This is a genomic window from Dehalococcoidia bacterium, from assembly GCA_022451965.1.
Taxonomy (GTDB): Bacteria; Chloroflexota; Dehalococcoidia; order Lucifugimonadales; family Lucifugimonadaceae; genus TMED-70.
The window spans coordinates 1-18,516 of the sequence record JAKUNJ010000001.1; the positions used below are offsets into that span (position 1 = coordinate 1).

The window sequence follows — 18,516 nt, forward strand, 5'->3', positions numbered from 1 at the left end:
AAGTTCAATTTTGATTTCAGAGGATTATATTCTGATATTTTGGAAGACTGGCTATCTGTAGAATCTAAAGAAATTGTTGGTGGAAACTTTGAAAAGATAAAACCTTTTATAAAATGAAGAAAAATTTACTTTTCTTAATGGTTGATCAAATGCATGGTCAAGTTCTAGATAAAGGGAACCCATGTATTACACCAAATCTCGATAGGTTATCCAAAAGCGGAGTTAAGTTTAATAGAGCTCATACAGCAAATCCTGTATGTTCACCAGCTCGAGCTAGTATTATGACAGGTCTCTTGCCTCATAATCATGGAGTTACTACTGTTACTCATACTGTAGATGAAGATCAATCTAACTTAAGAACTGATAAAGAACATTGGGCTCAGAGGCTTCAAGAAGATGGGTATAAAACAGCTTATTTTGGTAAATGGCATGTTGAAAGATCAAGAAAGTTAGAAGATTTTGGCTGGGATGATTACTCTTTTATTGATGGATTATCTGATGAATATATAAATGCAAATAAAATACATAAAGAAAGCATCATAGAAGAACTACCGCACTTATATATAGATAATCCACCAGGATACGATAATACACCATTTTATGGGATTTCAGATATTGATACAGATAAAAGAGTTTTAGGACTAGTTTCCAATGGAGCAAAAGAATACTTAAACCAAGCAGATACCGATAAACCATGGGCTTGCTTTGTTTCTGTTATAGAACCACATGATCCGTTTATTTCTACTAAAAAATACTATGATATGTACGAAAATATTGAGTTAAGGCTTCCTAAGTCATTCAATGACGAATTATTGGATAAACCTAATATCTATAGAAGAGGACAAAAAGTTTTTGAAAATATGACAAAGCAGGATCATATAGAATGCATAAGAAATTACTATGCTATGGTAACTGAGATTGATCATGAATATGGAAAAATTATTGATTTACTTGAAGAAAAGGGTGAGCTAGAAAATACTATTATTATTTTTACTTCAGATCACGGAGAAGCGCTAGCATCACATGGAATTTATGCTAAAAACTTAGCCGCATTTGAAGAAATATATCGAATACCAATGATTATTTCTGGTCCAGGAATAAAGGAAAATAAGGAATCAGATGACTTGGTCTCAAGCATGGATTTATGTCCAACAATATTAGATTTATTTGATCAAAAAGAAATTTCTAATATTGATTCTAACTCTTTTAAGGATATTCTTTGTACTGAAGAAGTGAACACAATCCAAAAAAGCTTTGCAGAATATGATGGCACAAGACTTCAGCTAAAGCAAAGAGTGCTTTGGTATAAAAATCTAAAATATATATTTAATGGTTTTGATTATGATGAACTTTATGATTTAGATTCAGACCCTAATGAAATGAAAAATTTAATTGATTCAGATCATCATAAAAATGAAAGACAAATGATGATTAAGTTATATTGGGAAGAATTAAAGAAGAATGGTGACCATAGTATATATAATTTAGATAACAACCCCATTATGAAAATAATAGAAATAGGTCCAAATGCTTAAGAAAGTTTTGATTACAGGAGCCAATGGTTATGTAGCTTCAAGAATTATTTCTCATTTAGAAAAAAATTTTGAGCTAACATTGGTTGATATTGATTTCAATAAAAAATTTAATTCAAAAACAATTAAATTTGATTTACTAAATGCTTCAATTGAAGAATTAAATAAAATAACAAAAAATCAAGATGCTATTATTCACCTAGCCTATGTAAGAAGAGATAAATTAAGAGACCCAGAAGACTTAAACGAAGAAATGGATTCTTTTGATACAGAGTATAAGAATGTATTAATGGCAAACAAAATATATAGATCCGCATTTATAAATAAAGTTTCAAGAGTAATAGTTGCTTCATCTAATCATGCTGCAGATTGGTATGAGCATCATGAAATTCATTCAAATATTAGAGACATAGTATCAAATAATTTGATCCCATATTCTGATAATTTCTATGGGTGGGCTAAGGCTTCTTACGAATTATTATCTATCCCTTATGCTTCAGGAAAATTTGGAAGAAAATTAGAATTTGTTCATGTCAGAATAGGATTTCCTAGAGAAATAACCCCTGAGTTGTCAAATAATAAGTTTATTCCAGGTGAAAATGGAATTGGGATACCAAATATTAAAAGACATTTAGGTGCGTATGTTAGTCAAAGAGACTTATCGCAACTTTTTGAAAAATCATTAACTCAAAAAGAAATTATTGGTGATATTGATAATGTGCCTTTTTTGGTTGTCTATGGAGTTAGTAATAATACAAGAAGATTTTGGTCTCTAGAATCCGCAAGAAAAGGTATTGGGTACAACCCTGAAGATGATTCAGAGTATAAATTCTCAGAAGTTATAGACGTATTTAGAAATGATCCAAAATGGGAAGGCAGACTAGGATAAATTAGTCTTCTGTTACTTCAGTGGTACTGCCGCTAACAGTAATAGTAATATGAGACATCGTTGTATTTTCTTTTGCTCCATGCCAATGATTTTCTCCGGCATTAATTAAGACCATGTCTCCCTTGATAACATTTAGTTCAACTTCTTCATTACATACCATTCCCTCTCCTTCAGTAATTATCAAAATCTGATCACCTGAATGAATATGAAATTTAGTTCTTGTTGACTCAGGAAAATTTACTATAGCAAAATTAAAATTATCACTATCTTCATGTTCTAAAATTGACTGAGAATAAACTGTATCTGTAAATAAAGATTCGTTTCTAGGTAATTTTGGAATATCATCAAATGTTACCTTTTTCATATATATCTCCCTATTTTTTTGATTATAAGCTTAAGATAATATTTAATTGCAATTAAAACAATTTTATATTCAAAATAAATCAATCAATACTATGAAAAGAAAAATCAAATCTAATTACGGATCTTGGGAGTCTGAAATAAGTCCTCAAAAAATAGTAGAAGGAGGATTAATATTTAGCGAAATTAGAACTAATGACTCAAATATTTATTTTTTAGAAGGAAGACCCTCTGAATCAGGAAGGTACGTCATAGTCAGACAAAATCCTGATGGATCTACAGAGGATATGTTTTCAAAAAATTATAATTCTAGAAATGCTGTTCATGAGTACGGAGGAGGATCATTTGCAGTTGGTAAAGAAGATATTTATTTTTCTAATTGGGAAGATCAAAGAATTTATTCAATAAAAGGAAAAGATATTACTCCAATTACAGAAGAGTCTGATAATCCAAGAGCTTTAAGGTACGCCGACTTAACATTATCTAATGATGAAAAATGGTTATTTTGTGTAAGAGAAACTCATTTTGAAAATAAAGAAGCTAAAAATGAGCTTGTTGCTGTTTCAACAGAAGAACAACTAACAGTGGTTATATCTTCAGGAAGAGATTTTTATTCATCTCCAAGACAAAACCCCTTAAGTAATGAAATTTGTTGGTTGGAATGGGATCACCCAAATATGCCTTGGGACGGAAGTGAATTATTTGTAGGAGATTTTGAGTCAAAACCTAATATTGAAAAAAAACTAATTGATGGTTCAAAAAATATAAGCATCATACAACCTGATTGGAGTCAATCTGGAGAATTAATATATATTAGTGATGAATCTGGTTGGTGGAATTTATACAAATATATAGAGGGTAAAAAATCTAATATTCTTAATGAAGAATTGGATCATGGAGGTCCATCTTGGCAATTTGGTTATAGCACTTATTTTATTAAAGATGATTTCATATATCTCAGAGGAAAATCAAAAAAATCAAATAAAGGCTTAATTAGAAAAATCAATTTTTCAGGAGAAATAATTGACGAAATAAAAGTTAATCATACTGCAATAAGTTATATTTCTAATATAAATAACAATGTAATTTATATCGGATCTACACCTAATTCTAATAGCGAGTTAGTATCCTTAAGTCTAATTGAAAAAAATATAAAAACTCTTAAAGAATCTAATCCTGTAACATTTGACTCAGAAGATATTTCAATTGCTGAAGAAATATCATTCCCAACTACCTATAATGAAAAAGCATATGCATACTTTTATAAACCTCAAAATAAAAATTATGAAGGTTTAGAGGAAGAAAAACCTCCTTTGATTGTTATTAGCCATGGAGGTCCTACTAGCGCGACCAATGATGCCTTAAGTTTATCTATTCAATATTGGACTAATAGAGGTTTTGCAGTTGTAGATGTAAACTACAGAGGTTCTACAGGATATGGGAGGGCTTTCAGAGATTCTCTAAAAGGAAATTGGGGAATATATGACACAGATGATTGCATTGCTGCTGCAGACTTTCTTTCGGAAAATGGTTTAGTTGATTCATCAAGAGTTGCGATTAAGGGAGGTTCAGCTGGTGGTTATACAACAATAAATGCTCTAACATTCCATGATAGATTTGCTGTAGGAGCAACTTATTATGGAATAGCAGATTTATCTGTTTTTATTGATGATACACATAAATTTGAGTCTAGATACTTAGATACGCTTATAGGTAAGTATCCAGAAGAAAAGGAAAAATATTATGATAGATCAGCAATTAACTTTACAGATCAGCTTTCATGTCCAATGATAATTTTTCAAGGTACAGAAGATAAAATTGTTCCACCTTCACAAGCTGAGATTATGGCTAAGGGGCTGCAAGATAAGAAAATACCATTCTCATTAATTATGTATGAAGGAGAACAGCACGGATTTAGACAATCTAAAAATATTATTTCATCTCTAGAATCAGAATTATATTTTTACAGTAAAGTTTTAGGTTTCAAACCCTTCGATAAATTAAATTCTATAAAGATAGAAAATTCTGAAAATTTATAAATGATAATCCTTATTCCACCCAGTGAAGGAAAATCCGATAATAACTCAACTAATACTAAATTCAAGGAAACGAATTTTATTTTTGAAAATGAAGTAAAAACTATTCAAAAGAAACTTCAAAATCTAAGTAATGCAGAATTAGAAAAAACATATGGAGTTAATCTTGAAAAGGCAAAAAAACTTAACTCATTAAACTTGAATGCTATGGAAAATAATTGTTCATACTCAATAGAACGATACACTGGAGTTGTTTACAACCAAATTGACTGGAAAAATTTATCTGATGAGTCACAGTCATATTTTGAAAAAAATATACGAATATTTAGTGGCTTATTTGGAATAGTTGCACCCAAAACACTTATACCTGATTACAAACTAAAAATGAGTAGCTTATCCCTAACTAAATTTTGGCACCCTATTCTTACAAAATACTTAAGCAAGGAGGATATAATCATTGATTTACTACCTCAAATTCATAGTAAATCATACTCACATGAAAATATCTTTAGGATAGATTTCAAAATAATTAAAGATGGAAAATTAAATTCTGCTGGTCATATGGGTAAAGTAGTAAAGGGACAATTCATAAAATTTTTATGTCAAATACAAGCTAAAGGTTTAGATGAATTAGATAAATTTACATTTGATAATTATAAGTGGGATGGAAAGAATTTTATAAAAACTATCACTTAAATTTAGGCGCCCTTTTCTCCAAGAAAGCCTTTACTCCTTCTAAATTATCATAGGAACCTTGTAATTCTTTTTGAATTGATGATTCTAGCAGGTAAGTTTCATTAAATGATTTATGTTGAATTTCTCTCATTATTTTTTTTGAATGCATCAAGGATTGAGATGATTGTTTTATTATTTTTTTTGCCCAGTTATCTGTTTCTTTTTCAAGATTTTCATCCATAACAACTTTATTTGCAAGACCAATTTTTAAGCATTCATCTGCAGAAATTCTTTCATTTTCAATTGCTATTTGATAAGCCCTTTTATAGCCGAGAATATTATAAAGCAACCAATGGGAACCACCATCTGGTATTAAGCCAATATTACTAAATGGCTGAAGCAAATAAGACTTTTCAGACATTATAGTTAAATCGCAAGCCATTGAGTAAGCACTTGCAATTCCAGCTGCAGCTCCTCTGACTGAAGAAATTACTGGCTTTGGCATAGTGATTATGTTGTCAAATATCGGAAGATATCCCTTATTCAAAGCCTCTTCAGTATCTTTCCATTTTTTTCTATCACCCGAACTTAAGTCTGCTCCCGAAGAAAAAGCCCTTCCTTCACCACGAAGAATCATACATTTTATTGATTCATCTTTCTTAATTTGTTCTGTTACTGAAGTTAATTCCATAAGCATTGTATAGTTCATAGCATTTAGTTTTTCAGGTCTATTTAATGAAACTTTTGCTACTTGATTTTCTAAAGAATAGTTTATGGTTTCGAACTTTTGCATTACTCTAATCTTAATATTTTTTTATAATTATATAAAACATAATTGAAATAATGCTCTCAAAAAAATTAATTAGCTTAATAGAAAAGAATATTACAATTATCGATGATTCAAGAGAAATACCATCTGAAATTATTGATGAATTAGTAAATGAAAACTATTTTAGGCTTCTTTTACCTAAAACCTATGGAGGTTTAGAAATAAACTTTTTGGAGTACCTAGAAGTTGTTTCTGAATTTGCTTCTTATGATGCAAGTTTAGCTTGGTGCATTAATCAGAGTAATGTTTTAGCAACAAATGCAGCTTTTATGGATAAAGTTTTAGCTGAAAAGATTTTTAGTAATAAAAATACCATAATTTCAAATGGTCCACCTGAATTTTTTGAAGTAGAAGATAAATCTGATGGTATTTTAGTATCAGGTAAATGGTCTTTTAGTAGTGGAATAAAAAATTCAAATTGGGTTTTAGCCATTTATACAGATAAAAATAAAGAAAATAAAAATATCATGATGCCAGTTAATGAAGTTGTCATGGAAGATGTTTGGAATGTAAGTGGCTTGAGAGGTACAGGTAGTTTTAGCTTTTCAGTAAAAGATAAATTTATAAAGAATGAAAATATTTTTTATGATAGAAAAAATCTAATAGAAAAAGGGCCAATATATAAAATTCCTAGAGACTTAAAATTTGCATCAGGCTTTTCAACTATTGCATTATCATTAGCTAATTCTTCAATAAATTTCGCCCTAAGTTATTCAAAAGATAAAAATAGTGTATCTAAAGACAAACTTTCAGATGAGCAGGTTTTCATTAGAGAAATTGGAATAATAAAGGGTCTATATAAATCATCAAAATCATTCTTAGACTCTTCTGTAAAAACAATTTGGGAAAAAGCATGTAATGGAGTTCATCTGGATGATGAGTCACTAGCGGAATTAAGATTATCGTCAACTCATGCTATTAGAACTTCAGAAGAAATAGTAAAAAGAGCTTATACATTACTAGGATCTTCATCGATTTTTAAGTTCAATGACATTCAAAGATACTTTCAAGATATTTTAGCTATTAGTCAGCAGGTTCAAGGTAGAATGTCACATTATGAAACAGTTGGCAGTTATTATATAAATTCTAAACTAAAGAAAATGGTTTGATTTATGGCGATCCCGAGCAGATTCGAACTGCCGATCTCCTCCTTGACAGGGAGGCGTGTTAGGCCACTACACCACGGGACCACATCATAATAAGTCTTAATTTTAGCAGATGAATTACGAATTTAAGGTTGAAAAAGTTGAAAAAATAGTTGAAATCTTTTTGAACTAGGTTTATTTGATTAGCCTTAGATGTATTTGAATAATTAGTCTGATTGATTCATAATTAGTGTATGAAAAAAATACTAATCTTTACTTTAATACTTATAGTTTCATGTTCACAAGCTGAGTCTATTCTTGAAAAAGAAGATTCTGAATCTGATTCAGCAAACTCCTCAAATGAACCAATAGCTTCAACAAATGATAAATTGAAATAAATAAAAGAAAGATTAGCTAAATTAGAATCTACCATTGAAAATAATACTTTAGCTTTATCTACCATTGAAAATAATACTTTAGCTTTAGAGAACCTATCAAAAGCTATATCTTCTTCAGGTGCAATATCAGTCGAAAACAATTCTCCTTTAGCTCTAGAAATAGATAAGTCTGATGAAGAAGATTATGGTAAATCTCCTAATAATCCTGTTAAGTCAGGCAAACCAATGAAAATTAATCTTATGGAGGATTTGTTGCTTTCGTGGGGTGAGGAAAAAATATCACATAATATATATGCAAATCCTGACGCTACAATTGAATTTGAGGGTATCGATGAAATAACAATTGATTGGAAAAAATATTCTTCCACTTTGTTTTTTAATAATTATGGTTATTTTGGTGGTGGAAATTTAAAACTTCCGGATACATTTCCTTTACAACCCAATTTCCTTGCTCTAATGAATAATAATATTTTGGAGTTCACTCATACTATTGATTGTGATGCTGGAGGATGTGATTCAATCAAAAAAATGCTTCACGGACAAACTTTTGAATTTGAGTATATCTTTAAGTGAAATAATTTAGATTGCTAACTCTGACATCATGTATTTGAATAATTAGTCTGATTGATACATAATTTCTCTATGACTAATAATATAAGTCAATTTTTAAAAATTTAAGGAGTTTATAAATATGAGTACAAAAACCTTAGGGTGGATTTTCACTATTTTTCCTATTCTTGGAATTCTTTCATGGCTAACAGCAGGTGTACCAAGTAGTCCCCCTGGTGAATTTGAAGGAGGGTACGCAGCTTTTGCAGCGGAGATTGGAAGTGTTTCAGAGAGAATACATGTAAATTTAGGTGTTGCTGCAATTGTATACTCAGTACTTATGGGTGCTTTTTTAGGACTTAGAGGTAAAATCCTAGATAATGGAAAATCAAACTTTGCATTTTTAGCTGGAATTCTTATTGCCATAGGTTTTGCTGCAACAATAGCAGAAAATGGGGCCTATTCAGCTGCTGCAAGTCTATCAAACGAAGATTTAGTTCCTGAAGCTATTTCTATGCTAACTTTAGCTAATACTGCTGGCGGATATGGAACAGCAATATTAGCATTAGGTATTGGTCTTTTAGGTTATAGTCTCTATAAGAGTAAAACAATTCATCCAATTAGCTCATGTGCTTTTATACTAGTAGGAATATATGGAGTAATTGGTAGCATTTTATTTTATGACGAAGGATTAATAGCTGCTTATTATTTTGGACTTACACTAACAAGCATAGCTACTGGAATAGAACTAATTAGAACAGCTAAAGATTAAGCAAGTTATTCAAGGGCTGAAAAATAACAGCCCTTGAATTAATATCGACTTTTTATACTCAAAAATTTATTACTATATTCTCTAGAAGGTTATAGTTTGGAGGAGATTAAAATGGTGAAAATCTATACTTTTAGCTAAATCTGACATCATATATTTGAATAATTAGTCTGATTGATTTGATTTTCTTAACTCTGCGATGATAGTAAGAATATTAATTAATGTTGTTAATAACCAAAAGGGTATCAATATGAATGAACCCCAACCAATATGCTCATCACCACCATCCTGCAAAGACTCAATCATTTCTGATGAATTAGTTACAAAAATTAATATATAAGCTATTGTTGGAAGGGCGAGTAATGCTGCACCTCTTTTCCCTTTCAGAAAGTATGCAAGAGCAATTAACGCCCCTATGGGAAGCACAACAATTAGAAAACCTATTCCTTCAACTGCAAAAGCTATATAAATATGAAAGATAACAATTATTGCATTAGCAATTGCTGCATTACGTATGTCTGAAAGAAATCTTAGAATTGACATATTTTATTCCTTATAAAATGATTTTACTTTATTTTACATAAAACAAATCTAATTTGAATAGTTAGTCTGAATAATACATTATTTCCATATGAAAAAATTAAACAATAAATTAATATTCGCTATATAAAGTTTATATAAAGTAAAAAACTAGTAAGGAAGAAAAATGAGCTTAAAAAGAATAGGTAGCATAAAATACACCACAACACTTAGGGTATTGCCTGCACAAGACGGAAAACCAAGGTTAGAGGTAACTGGATTCGGTGGTTCAGGGGATCTTAATGGAAACAAAGTTATTGACTCTTCATCAACTTATAATGCATGGCTTAGAAGTGATGGAAATTGGCAAGGAGAATGTCCGAATTCTGGAATTATATTTGTTGAAGATGGTATGGTCACATTTTCAGCAACAGGAATAGGAAGCCCTACAGAAGATGGAGGAAACTCATGGAAAGGGGTTACATATTTTGAAACATCCGCACCGAGTTTAGCTCAACTTAATGGAAAATGCATTGTTTACAATTGGGATGTTGACGCACAGGGCGTTGCTGTATGGGAATTATTTGAATATTCATAATTTTTTTTATGAAATAAATTACAAATGTATCATTGTGGCAGGAATTTGAATAATTAGTCTGATTGATACATAATTTCCGTATGAAAAAATTTAACTATAAATTAATATTCGCTATATATAGTTTAATTCAAGTAAAAAACTAGAAAGGAAGAAAATGAAATTAGTAGGAACATTCGAAGTAACAAAAGGCTACGAACATTGGAAAAAAGCTTTTTTGGCTCATGAATCAAAAAGACAAGAATGGGGAATAAGTACTGTTTTTACAGGTATGGAAGCTGAGAACAATAATAAAGTTCATGTTTGCATTGAAGTTGAATCAATGGATAAGTTACAAGAGTTTATGCAGATTCCAGATAATGCAAAAGTTATCGAAGAAGCTGGAGTAAAACTAGAAACTCAAGTAATGATTCCCATAATTGAATAATTACTCTGATTGATTCATAATTTCTATATGAAATCTAATTGATATTCCCAGCATCTTTTTCAATTTGGTTCCAAAAATCATCATAATCCAGCTGTGAATATGGATGATAGGCTGGTTCACCGTTAGTAATAAATTCTTCTGCTGTAATAGTTATTTCTGTAGCATTATTAAGATAATATTCTAAAAAATCATATGTTAATTTATCTGCTACATCATGATTTACATATAAAACTCTTTGCCACATAAATGGTAACCCTGAATCAGGATTAGATGTATTTTTATAATTTACTTCTTTACAATCCATTGGGTTCCCATTCATATCCCAATTATGTGTAAGATCAATTGCCTTGACCATTGGATTTACTTTTGCACTATCTATAAATCCAAAACCTCCGAATAGTTGATTTACAGCAGATATTATTTCAGTATCATTTTGCTTTTCTACTATTCGTCTTAGATTTTTTGATTGCATATCTCCTGTATGCATATCTCTTACGAAATAATCAGAAATTATAGAATCTAATTTATGCCCAAAAAATTGAATTTGTGAAGATGATAATCTTTGCTCTATCTGATTCCAACTATAAAAATTCGATCCTTCAATCCATATCTGAGATAATTTTTTTCGAGTTAAGCATTCTAGATTGTTATTTCTATTTACTATAAATGCAATACCAAAATAACTTATAGGTATCTGAGTATAATTTATACCTTCTGCATCCAGTTGATTAAATTCTCTATCATGCCACTTAGATGAGGCCATTGCTATTTGAATTTCACCATCTAAGAACTTTTCAAATGCTTTATCTTGACCTGTTTGAGTTATCTCAATGTCGTTATCATTTAAGTTTTTATAAGTATAGTTTTTTAGGGCTTGATTTATATAAGGATAGACCGAATCAGATCCCTCGATTCTTAAGTTGTTTCTATTTAGAAAAGTATTATTTGGAAATGCTTCTTTAGCCTCTTTTATTTCTTTTTCTGATGAAATAATTAGTGGCATTTCCTCTGAGCTTTTTTCAATATTTGGAGTTTCATATTGGATTCTAAGATTATTCAAGCTCATTTGTAAGAGTAAATTTTCTTCCTTGAGGTTATCATTCTTTTCTATTAATTCATTAAGCTGATTTTTTGTTATTAGAAGCTCATCACTAAGGTTATTTAGATTTTCATTGAGATTAGATTCATTTTGAATATATGATTCAATCATTTTTTCATGTTGAGAAAAAGTTTCTGATAGATCAGATATATCATCTTTATTTGAATTTATGGATTCGTTGGAGCTAGTACTACTAATGTCAATTTCTGAGCTTTCTTCAGTTGAGCAGGCAAGTAAAAATATAAAAGTAAGAATTAGTAGATATTTTTTCATTTAGAATTTAGATTGATACATAAATAATATAATTAATTTATGAAACTTGAAAGATTACATTATCTTGATGCTCTAAGAGCATTTGCTATGTACTTAGGCATAGTTCTTCATGTTTGTATACCTATACTACCATGGTACGAAGATTATGAAATGAAGGAAATTTATAGCATTATTTTATTGTTAATCCATGGATTTAGAATGCCGCTATTCATGCTTCTTAGTGGATTCTTTGCACAAATGATAATAAATAGGTATGGATTAATCAAATTTATAGATAACAGATTAAGAAGAATAGGATTGCCATACTTAGTATTTGTTCCATTAATTACTATTCTATTTATATTTACATTTTTCTTAGGAAATATTTTTGTTAATTGGGATTCAGTAAATCTTACGAATGAGATAAAAGAATTAGAAGATAATGACGAGTTTAGTCATGGACATCTATGGTTTATGTATTTTTTAATAATTTTCACTTTTCTTTATTCCTTTCTAATTTATATATCTAAAAAGACTAATATAAGAATAAATATAAATTATTCATTATTGGCAATGATGCCAATGATTCTAATTTTTTTAATTTTTCAACCAGAAGAAATAATATCTAGGCCAGCAACTGATGTAAGTTTTTTTCCCCACTGGTCAATATTAGGATATTATTTTGGATTTTTTTTATTTGGAGCATTATTTTTTAAGCTTGAAAATAACGGATTAAGCTTAATAAGAAGCTTTTCAGAAAAACAGAAATTATTTTATTGGATACCTGTTGTTTCCTTTATAGTTTGCCTAATTATTTCAGAAAACAAAGTTTATTTGTTAGGAGAAATATTTAATTTTATTTATACTTGGAGTTCAATATTTGTTTTGGTTCTTATTGCCTATAAACTCATAAATCGTCATCATAATAAGATAAGATATTTATCTGACGCTTCGTACTATATATACATAATTCATATTCCTTTTGTAATTTTATTTCAAGGAATATTTTCTCGCTTAGAAATCTATCACTTTATAAAATTTTTACTGATTATATCTTTTGTGACAATTTTTTCTTTAATTAGTTATCATTATTTTGTTAGAAATACATTTATAGGAACTCTACTAAATGGTAAAAAATCAAATGAGCAAATAAGTGCTTATGAAAAAGAAATTTAATCTGAGAAGTATTTTAGTTAAGGGTTTAGTTCTATTTTTATTCGCTATAATATCAATCATGATAAGAAGATATACCTAAACAATTTTATTTAATGAGGAAAAAATGAATAATAACGGCGTGCATTTTATGATGCCAACTGTGTTTAATGACTCAGGCAAAATAGATCTAGAATCAATGATGAATATAACCAAATTTGCAAAAGATTCGGGATGCGCGGGAATTGTTCTATTAGGGGTTATGGGTGAGGCCCATAGGCTATCTGAAGAAGAAAGAAATTTCCTTATAAAAGAAATTTCTAACTCATCAAAAAAATTATCATTAATACTCACAATAGGAGTAAGTGCGGAAAGTGGGTATTTAGTATCAAAATATTCAGAAACTGCTTCAAACGCCGGGGCAGAGCAGGTAATGGTAGCTCCACCAATAATGAAGAAACCAAATGAAAAGGTTTTATATCGTTATTATGAAGAGGTAAATAATTCAATTGATGATAATACGAAAATTGTTATCCAGGATCTTCCCGATCAATCAGGAGTTTACATGTCACCTGAGTTCATGGTTAATTTAGATAAGAGTTTAGAAAAAGTTAATTCTATAAAACTTGAGGATCCACCTACTCCTTCTAAAATATCTAAAATTGTAAAAATTAAATCTAAAGACTTAAAAATTTTCGGAGGTCTCGGAGGCTTATTCTTCTTAGAAGAGCTTCTTAGAGGGGCTTCTGGAACTATGACAGGATTTGCTTTTACAGAAATTTTAGTTCAAATATATAACCTATATAATTCAAAAAAAATAGACGAAGCAAAAAAAATATTTTATGAGTGGTTGCCTTTGATTAGATATGAAAATACCGCAGGTATATCTCTATCAATAAGAAAAGAGATCTTAAAAAGAAGAAATATAACTAAATTTTCTAACTTAAGGTACCCAACTCCAGCTATGGATGAAGATGACAAAAAAGAGTTAGATTTTATACTAAATGACTACATCTAGTTCTAAGAATTATAATTACAACCAATACCTCTAAATCCTATTTCTACAGTTCCGTCAGACTTAACTAGAACAGGCGTAATTCTATCGCCACCAGAAAGTTTCTCAACCTCTTCCCAGTATTCGGGAGATTTAGATACATCAATTTCTTTGAAATCAAGCCCTTGATCTACAAGCTCTTCTCTTAATAAGTCACAGTATCCGCATGTAGGATGACTATACATAATTGATTTTTCTACTTTATCCATTTATCTATCTTGTTAGAATTCGTTATTATATCTATTGATTATTTATAATATAAAACTTATCATAAAATTATACAAAAAGTTTTATACCCGCTTTGCGAGCTGACCTAAATCGTGGAGAGGGTTTTTTATTTTAAAGATAACTGGAGAAATAAATGGTTATAGCTGATAGAAATTCATTGTCATTTGATGACAAAAAGTGGTTCAATAAAATAGAAAATGTAGTGGATGTCCCTAATCTTCTAGAGATACAAACAGAATCCTTCGAATGGCTTAAAGGAGCAGGAATTAAAGAACTGATCGAAGAAATTTCTCCAATTGAAGACTTTTCTGGAGGTCGTTTCGAAGTTAGGCTAATTGATCACGAAATTAGAGAGCCAGAATTTAACGAAGAACAATGCAGAGAAAAAGAAATAACCTTTCAAGCACCGTTGTATATAACTGTTCAACTGATAATAAAAGAAACTCAGGAAATAAAAGAGCAAGTTTTGTTTTTTGGCCACTTACCTCAAATGACTAAAACAGGAACTTTTATTATAAATGGAGCCGAAAGAGTCATTGTCTCTCAATTAGTAAGATCACCAGGTGCATATTTCACTACAGAAACAGATCCGGCGACAGGTAGAAGTCTTTGTTCGGCAAAACTTATACCCTACAGAGGAGCTTGGATTGAACTAGAAACATCAAATAAAGATATTATTTCAGTAAAAGTCGATAGGAAAAGAAAAGCAAATATTACTACTTTGCTAAGAGCAATTGGTTGGGATACTGATCAGAAAATCCTCAATGAATTTAAGAACGTTGACGTTGATAATAATCATAAATTTATAAAGTCCACTCTAGCAAGAGAGGGGAAAAATATAACCCAAGATGAAGCATTAATTGAATTTTATAAAAGACTCCGACCTGGAGAACCACCAAGCGTTGAAAATGCTAAAAATCTTATTGATGGAATGTTTTTCGACCCAAAGAAATATGATTTAGGGAAAGTAGGAAGACATAAATTAAGCTCTAAATTGCTAAATACTAAATTTGATATTTCTGCACCTGCAGATGAAAGAACTCTCACCAAAGAAGATATTGTAGAAATAATTAAAAGATTAATTCAAATCAATAATGGAGAAGCAAAGAAAGATGACATTGATCATCTTGGTAATAGAAGAGTGAGAGGTGTAGGAGAACTAATTCAAAATCAAATAAGAGTTGGTTTAGTTCGAATGGAACGTGTTGTGAAAGAAAGAATGTCAACTCAAATTGATCCAGCAACCACTACACCAGCAGCATTAATTAATATTAGACCAATTGTATCAGCACTTAGAGAATTTTTTGGAGCTTCTCAGCTTTCTCAGTTTATGGATCAAACAAACCCCCTTGCAGAGCTAACTCATAAAAGGAGATTGTCAGCTCTTGGACCAGGTGGCTTATCAAGAGATAGAGCTGGATTTGATGTTAGAGACGTACATCATTCTCACTATGGGAGAATCTGTCCTATAGAAACACCCGAAGGTCCAAATATCGGATTGCTAGGTTCATTATCAACCTTTGGAAGAATTAATCCTTTTGGATTTATAGAGACTCCTTACAGAAAAGTTCTAAATGAATGTGAAAGTAACTCAGATGATATTATTGGAAGAATTCCAGTTGAAGATGTTTTAGATGATAAAGGTAAAGTTTTATGTGAATCAGGCAAGGCTATAACAAAAAGTGCATATGAAGATATTTCAAAAATGTCTAAAACAAAGATAAAAGTTATACCCTTTCCTTCTTCTGATGGAAATGATGTTGATTATATGACTGCAGATGTAGAGGAAGATCATAATATTGGTCAAGCTACTACTCAAGTTGATTCAAAGGGTCAAATCATTTCAACTCAGGTGGAAGTTAGAGAAGGTGAAGGTTTTGCCCATGAACCTCCTGAAAATGTAGATTATATGGACGTATCACCTATGCAAATTGTTTCTGTTTCTACAGCACTTATTCCTTTTTTGGAACATGATGACGCAAACAGGGCGCTTATGGGATCTAATATGCAAAGACAAGCAGTGCCATGCATAAACCCTCAATCACCTTTAGTAGGTACAGGGATGGAAAGAAGAGTAGCTATAGACTCAGGCCAAGTAATTGAATCAAGAGCAGAAGGATTAGTTACTAGTGTAACCGCAGAAAATATAATTGTAACTGATGAAGATGGTAATGACTTCCACCATGAACTATATAAATATAGAAGATCTAATCAAGGAACATGCATAAATCAAATTCCTGTAGTTAGAAAAGGTCAGAAAGTAGAGCTCAATCAACCATTAGCTGATTCAACCTCGACTGATGGAGCAGAGCTTGCCCTTGGACAAAATCTAACAGTCGCTTTCATGAGCTGGGAAGGACTAAATTATGAAGACTCTATTGTACTAAACGAAGAATTAGTAAGAAATGATAGATTTACTTCTGTTCACATTGAAAAACATGAAATTGAAGCTAGAGATACCAAGTTAGGACCTGAGGAAATCACAAGAGATATACCTAATGTTGGTGAAGAAGCCCTAACTAATTTAGACCAAGATGGAATCATAAGAATTGGTGCAAGAGTTAATCAAGGCGACATTCTTGTCGGTAAGATTACACCAAAAGGTGAAACTGAACTAACAGCTGAAGAAAAGCTTTTAAGGGCTATTTTTGGAGAAAAGGCAAGAGATGTAAAAGATAGCTCACTAAGAGTACCTCATGGACAGCATGGTAAGGTTACTGATGTGAAAATCTTAACTAAGGAAAATGGAGATCAATTGCTTCCGGGAGTCCAAAAAATAGTAAGGGTTTGGATAGCGCATACAAGGAAAATAACTCAAGGTGACAAAATGGCAGGCAGGCATGGAAATAAAGGGGTTGTTTCAAGAGTTCTTCCGAGAGAAGATATGCCATATCTAGAAGATGGTACGCCGATTGATATCATTCTTAATCCTATTGGAGTACCAAGTAGAATGAATTTAGGGCAAATAATGGAAACACACTTAGGGTGGGCTGCTGAAATACTTGGCTTTAAGGCTAGAACCCCTGTTTTTGATGGAGCTACTGATGTAATAATCGAGGATCATCTTGCAAGAGCCTGGTTCATAACTGCATCGAATGCTGTTGATAAAACTAATCTTGATAATAAAGAGGTAGATTGGCAAGTGGTTGATGAATGGCTTGAAGAAAGAGGTTATCAAAGAGAAAAACTTTGGAGTGATGCAGCATCAAATCAAGGGTCAGCAAGAGATGCTTGTCTTTCAATATGGCTCAAGGAATATACAGATGAAAAAGCTGATGATCTAAAACCAACTGGACTAATGCAAAAAGCTCTAGAAATCTCAAGGGAAAAAGATTTGTCGGCACCAATATTTGGTAAACAAAAAGTTTATGATGGTAAAACCGGTATACCTTTCAAAAGTCAAATTACAGTTGGAAGAGTTTACATGATGAAGCTCATACACTTAGTTGAAGATAAAATCCATGCAAGATCTACTGGGCCATATTCATTAATTACTCAGCAACCTCTTGGTGGTAAGGCCCAGTTTGGAGGACAAAGATTTGGAGAGATGGAAGTATGGGCACTTGAAGCATATTCAGCTGCTTATACATTACAAGAGATGCTAACAATTAAATCTGATGATGTTGTTGGAAGAGTAAAGACATATGAAGCAATAGTCAAAGGTGAGCAAGTAATCCAACCTGGAGTACCAGAATCTTTCCATGTTTTACTAAAAGAGCTACAAGGTCTAGGCCTTTCAATTGAATTGTTAAATAAAAGTATGTCTGAAGAATTACCGCTAGGTTCAGCAGCTCCAACTGGTGAAATAGACTGGAATGATATGTTAGATATTTCTGATTTGGATGATGATTCAAACGAAGATATGAACCTTTCCTCTGATTCAGATGAAGAATCAGATATAACAGATAAAGAAAGCGAAATAGCAAATAGTAATGAAGAAGTAATTGATGATGCTGAAATTTCATTAGAGACTAAGTTTGAAGAAGAAATTGAAGATTCGGAAGACACGGAAGACACGGAAGACAAATAAAAAAAAACTAATTTATAATTTTAGATTTATAACAGGAG

Annotated in this window: 18 protein-coding genes and 1 tRNA gene; 12 read left to right on the forward strand and 7 right to left on the reverse strand. The window is 31.0% G+C overall.

Going from position 1 to position 18,516, the window contains the following annotated elements; all coding sequences use genetic code 11:
* Nucleotides 1–113: 113 nt before the first annotated feature.
* Complete coding sequence (locus MK083_00005; protein MCH2672842.1) at nucleotides 114–1,535, forward strand: sulfatase-like hydrolase/transferase; 1,422 nt, start codon at nucleotides 114–116, stop codon at nucleotides 1,533–1,535.
* On the forward strand, nucleotides 1,528–2,421 hold the full coding sequence (locus MK083_00010; GenBank protein ID MCH2672843.1) for an NAD(P)-dependent oxidoreductase: 894 nt from the start codon (nucleotides 1,528–1,530) through the stop codon (nucleotides 2,419–2,421). Before MK083_00005 ends, MK083_00010 begins: the two co-directional genes overlap by 8 nt.
* 1 nt (nucleotide 2,422) lies before the next feature.
* Here MK083_00010 and MK083_00015 read toward each other — a convergent pair whose 3' ends face one another.
* Nucleotides 2,423–2,785: a cupin domain-containing protein gene (locus MK083_00015; GenBank protein ID MCH2672844.1), complete on the reverse strand. Its 363-nt coding sequence runs from the start codon at nucleotides 2,783–2,785 to the stop codon at nucleotides 2,423–2,425.
* 91 nt (nucleotides 2,786–2,876) lie between these two features.
* Between MK083_00015 and MK083_00020 the strand changes: the two genes are divergently transcribed.
* Nucleotides 2,877–4,820 carry a S9 family peptidase gene (locus MK083_00020; protein MCH2672845.1) on the forward strand — a complete coding sequence of 648 codons (1,944 nt, stop codon included), beginning with the start codon at nucleotides 2,877–2,879 and terminating at the stop codon, nucleotides 4,818–4,820.
* Nucleotides 4,821–5,513, forward strand: coding sequence for a YaaA family protein (locus MK083_00025; GenBank protein MCH2672846.1), 693 nt, complete (start codon nucleotides 4,821–4,823; stop codon nucleotides 5,511–5,513).
* On the opposite strand, the gene MK083_00030 is transcribed toward MK083_00025, so the two are convergent.
* Nucleotides 5,506–6,285, reverse strand: coding sequence for an enoyl-CoA hydratase/isomerase family protein (locus MK083_00030; GenBank protein ID MCH2672847.1), 780 nt, complete (start codon nucleotides 6,283–6,285; stop codon nucleotides 5,506–5,508). The two genes, MK083_00025 and MK083_00030, sit on opposite strands and share 8 nt — an antisense overlap.
* Before the next feature lie 50 nt (nucleotides 6,286–6,335).
* On the opposite strand from MK083_00030, the gene MK083_00035 reads away from it, so the two are divergent.
* Nucleotides 6,336–7,430 carry an acyl-CoA dehydrogenase family protein gene (locus MK083_00035; protein MCH2672848.1) on the forward strand — a complete coding sequence of 365 codons (1,095 nt, stop codon included), beginning with the start codon at nucleotides 6,336–6,338 and terminating at the stop codon, nucleotides 7,428–7,430.
* Nucleotides 7,431–7,434: 4 nt separating this feature from the next.
* On the opposite strand, the gene MK083_00040 is transcribed toward MK083_00035, so the two are convergent.
* Together MK083_00040 and MK083_00045 are read right to left on the reverse strand one after the other, a co-directional pair.
* Nucleotides 7,435–7,511, reverse strand: a tRNA-Asp gene (locus MK083_00040).
* Nucleotides 7,512–7,653: 142 nt separating this feature from the next.
* Nucleotides 7,654–7,944 (reverse strand): hypothetical protein, encoded by a 291-nt coding sequence (locus MK083_00045; protein MCH2672849.1) that lies wholly within the window; start codon nucleotides 7,942–7,944, stop codon nucleotides 7,654–7,656.
* Nucleotides 7,945–8,056: 112 nt separating this feature from the next.
* Between MK083_00045 and MK083_00050 the strand changes: the two genes are divergently transcribed.
* Nucleotides 8,057–8,377 (forward strand): hypothetical protein, encoded by a 321-nt coding sequence (locus tag MK083_00050; GenBank protein ID MCH2672850.1) that lies wholly within the window; start codon nucleotides 8,057–8,059, stop codon nucleotides 8,375–8,377.
* 118 nt (nucleotides 8,378–8,495) lie between these two features.
* Complete coding sequence (locus tag MK083_00055; protein ID MCH2672851.1) at nucleotides 8,496–9,125, forward strand: hypothetical protein; 630 nt, start codon at nucleotides 8,496–8,498, stop codon at nucleotides 9,123–9,125.
* Nucleotides 9,126–9,287: 162 nt separating this feature from the next.
* Here the strand turns inward: MK083_00055 and MK083_00060 are convergent, their stop codons facing one another.
* Nucleotides 9,288–9,665 carry a hypothetical protein gene (locus tag MK083_00060; protein MCH2672852.1) on the reverse strand — a complete coding sequence of 126 codons (378 nt, stop codon included), beginning with the start codon at nucleotides 9,663–9,665 and terminating at the stop codon, nucleotides 9,288–9,290.
* Between the two features lie 214 nt (nucleotides 9,666–9,879).
* On the opposite strand from MK083_00060, the gene MK083_00065 reads away from it, so the two are divergent.
* Nucleotides 9,880–10,239, forward strand: a complete 360-nt coding sequence (locus tag MK083_00065) for a hypothetical protein (protein MCH2672853.1) — start codon at nucleotides 9,880–9,882, stop codon at nucleotides 10,237–10,239.
* A 154-nt stretch (nucleotides 10,240–10,393) separates the two neighbouring features.
* A complete protein-coding gene (locus tag MK083_00070) occupies nucleotides 10,394–10,663 on the forward strand; it encodes a hypothetical protein (GenBank protein ID MCH2672854.1) in 270 nt (89 codons plus the stop codon).
* A gap of 34 nt (nucleotides 10,664–10,697) precedes the next feature.
* Here the strand turns inward: MK083_00070 and MK083_00075 are convergent, their stop codons facing one another.
* Nucleotides 10,698–12,035, reverse strand: coding sequence for a substrate-binding domain-containing protein (locus MK083_00075; protein ID MCH2672855.1), 1,338 nt, complete (start codon nucleotides 12,033–12,035; stop codon nucleotides 10,698–10,700).
* A gap of 39 nt (nucleotides 12,036–12,074) precedes the next feature.
* Between MK083_00075 and MK083_00080 the strand changes: the two genes are divergently transcribed.
* Together MK083_00080 and MK083_00085 are read left to right on the forward strand one after the other, a co-directional pair.
* A complete protein-coding gene (locus tag MK083_00080) occupies nucleotides 12,075–13,190 on the forward strand; it encodes an acyltransferase family protein (protein MCH2672856.1) in 1,116 nt (371 codons plus the stop codon).
* Between the two features lie 103 nt (nucleotides 13,191–13,293).
* On the forward strand, nucleotides 13,294–14,184 hold the full coding sequence (locus tag MK083_00085; GenBank protein ID MCH2672857.1) for a dihydrodipicolinate synthase family protein: 891 nt from the start codon (nucleotides 13,294–13,296) through the stop codon (nucleotides 14,182–14,184).
* A gap of 2 nt (nucleotides 14,185–14,186) precedes the next feature.
* Here MK083_00085 and MK083_00090 read toward each other — a convergent pair whose 3' ends face one another.
* Nucleotides 14,187–14,429 (reverse strand): glutaredoxin family protein, encoded by a 243-nt coding sequence (locus MK083_00090; GenBank protein MCH2672858.1) that lies wholly within the window; start codon nucleotides 14,427–14,429, stop codon nucleotides 14,187–14,189.
* 152 nt (nucleotides 14,430–14,581) lie between these two features.
* Here MK083_00090 and MK083_00095 point away from each other — a divergent pair, with 152 nt between their 5' ends.
* Nucleotides 14,582–18,478, forward strand: coding sequence for a DNA-directed RNA polymerase subunit beta (locus tag MK083_00095; GenBank protein MCH2672859.1), 3,897 nt, complete (start codon nucleotides 14,582–14,584; stop codon nucleotides 18,476–18,478).
* Nucleotides 18,479–18,516: the final 38 nt, after the last annotated feature.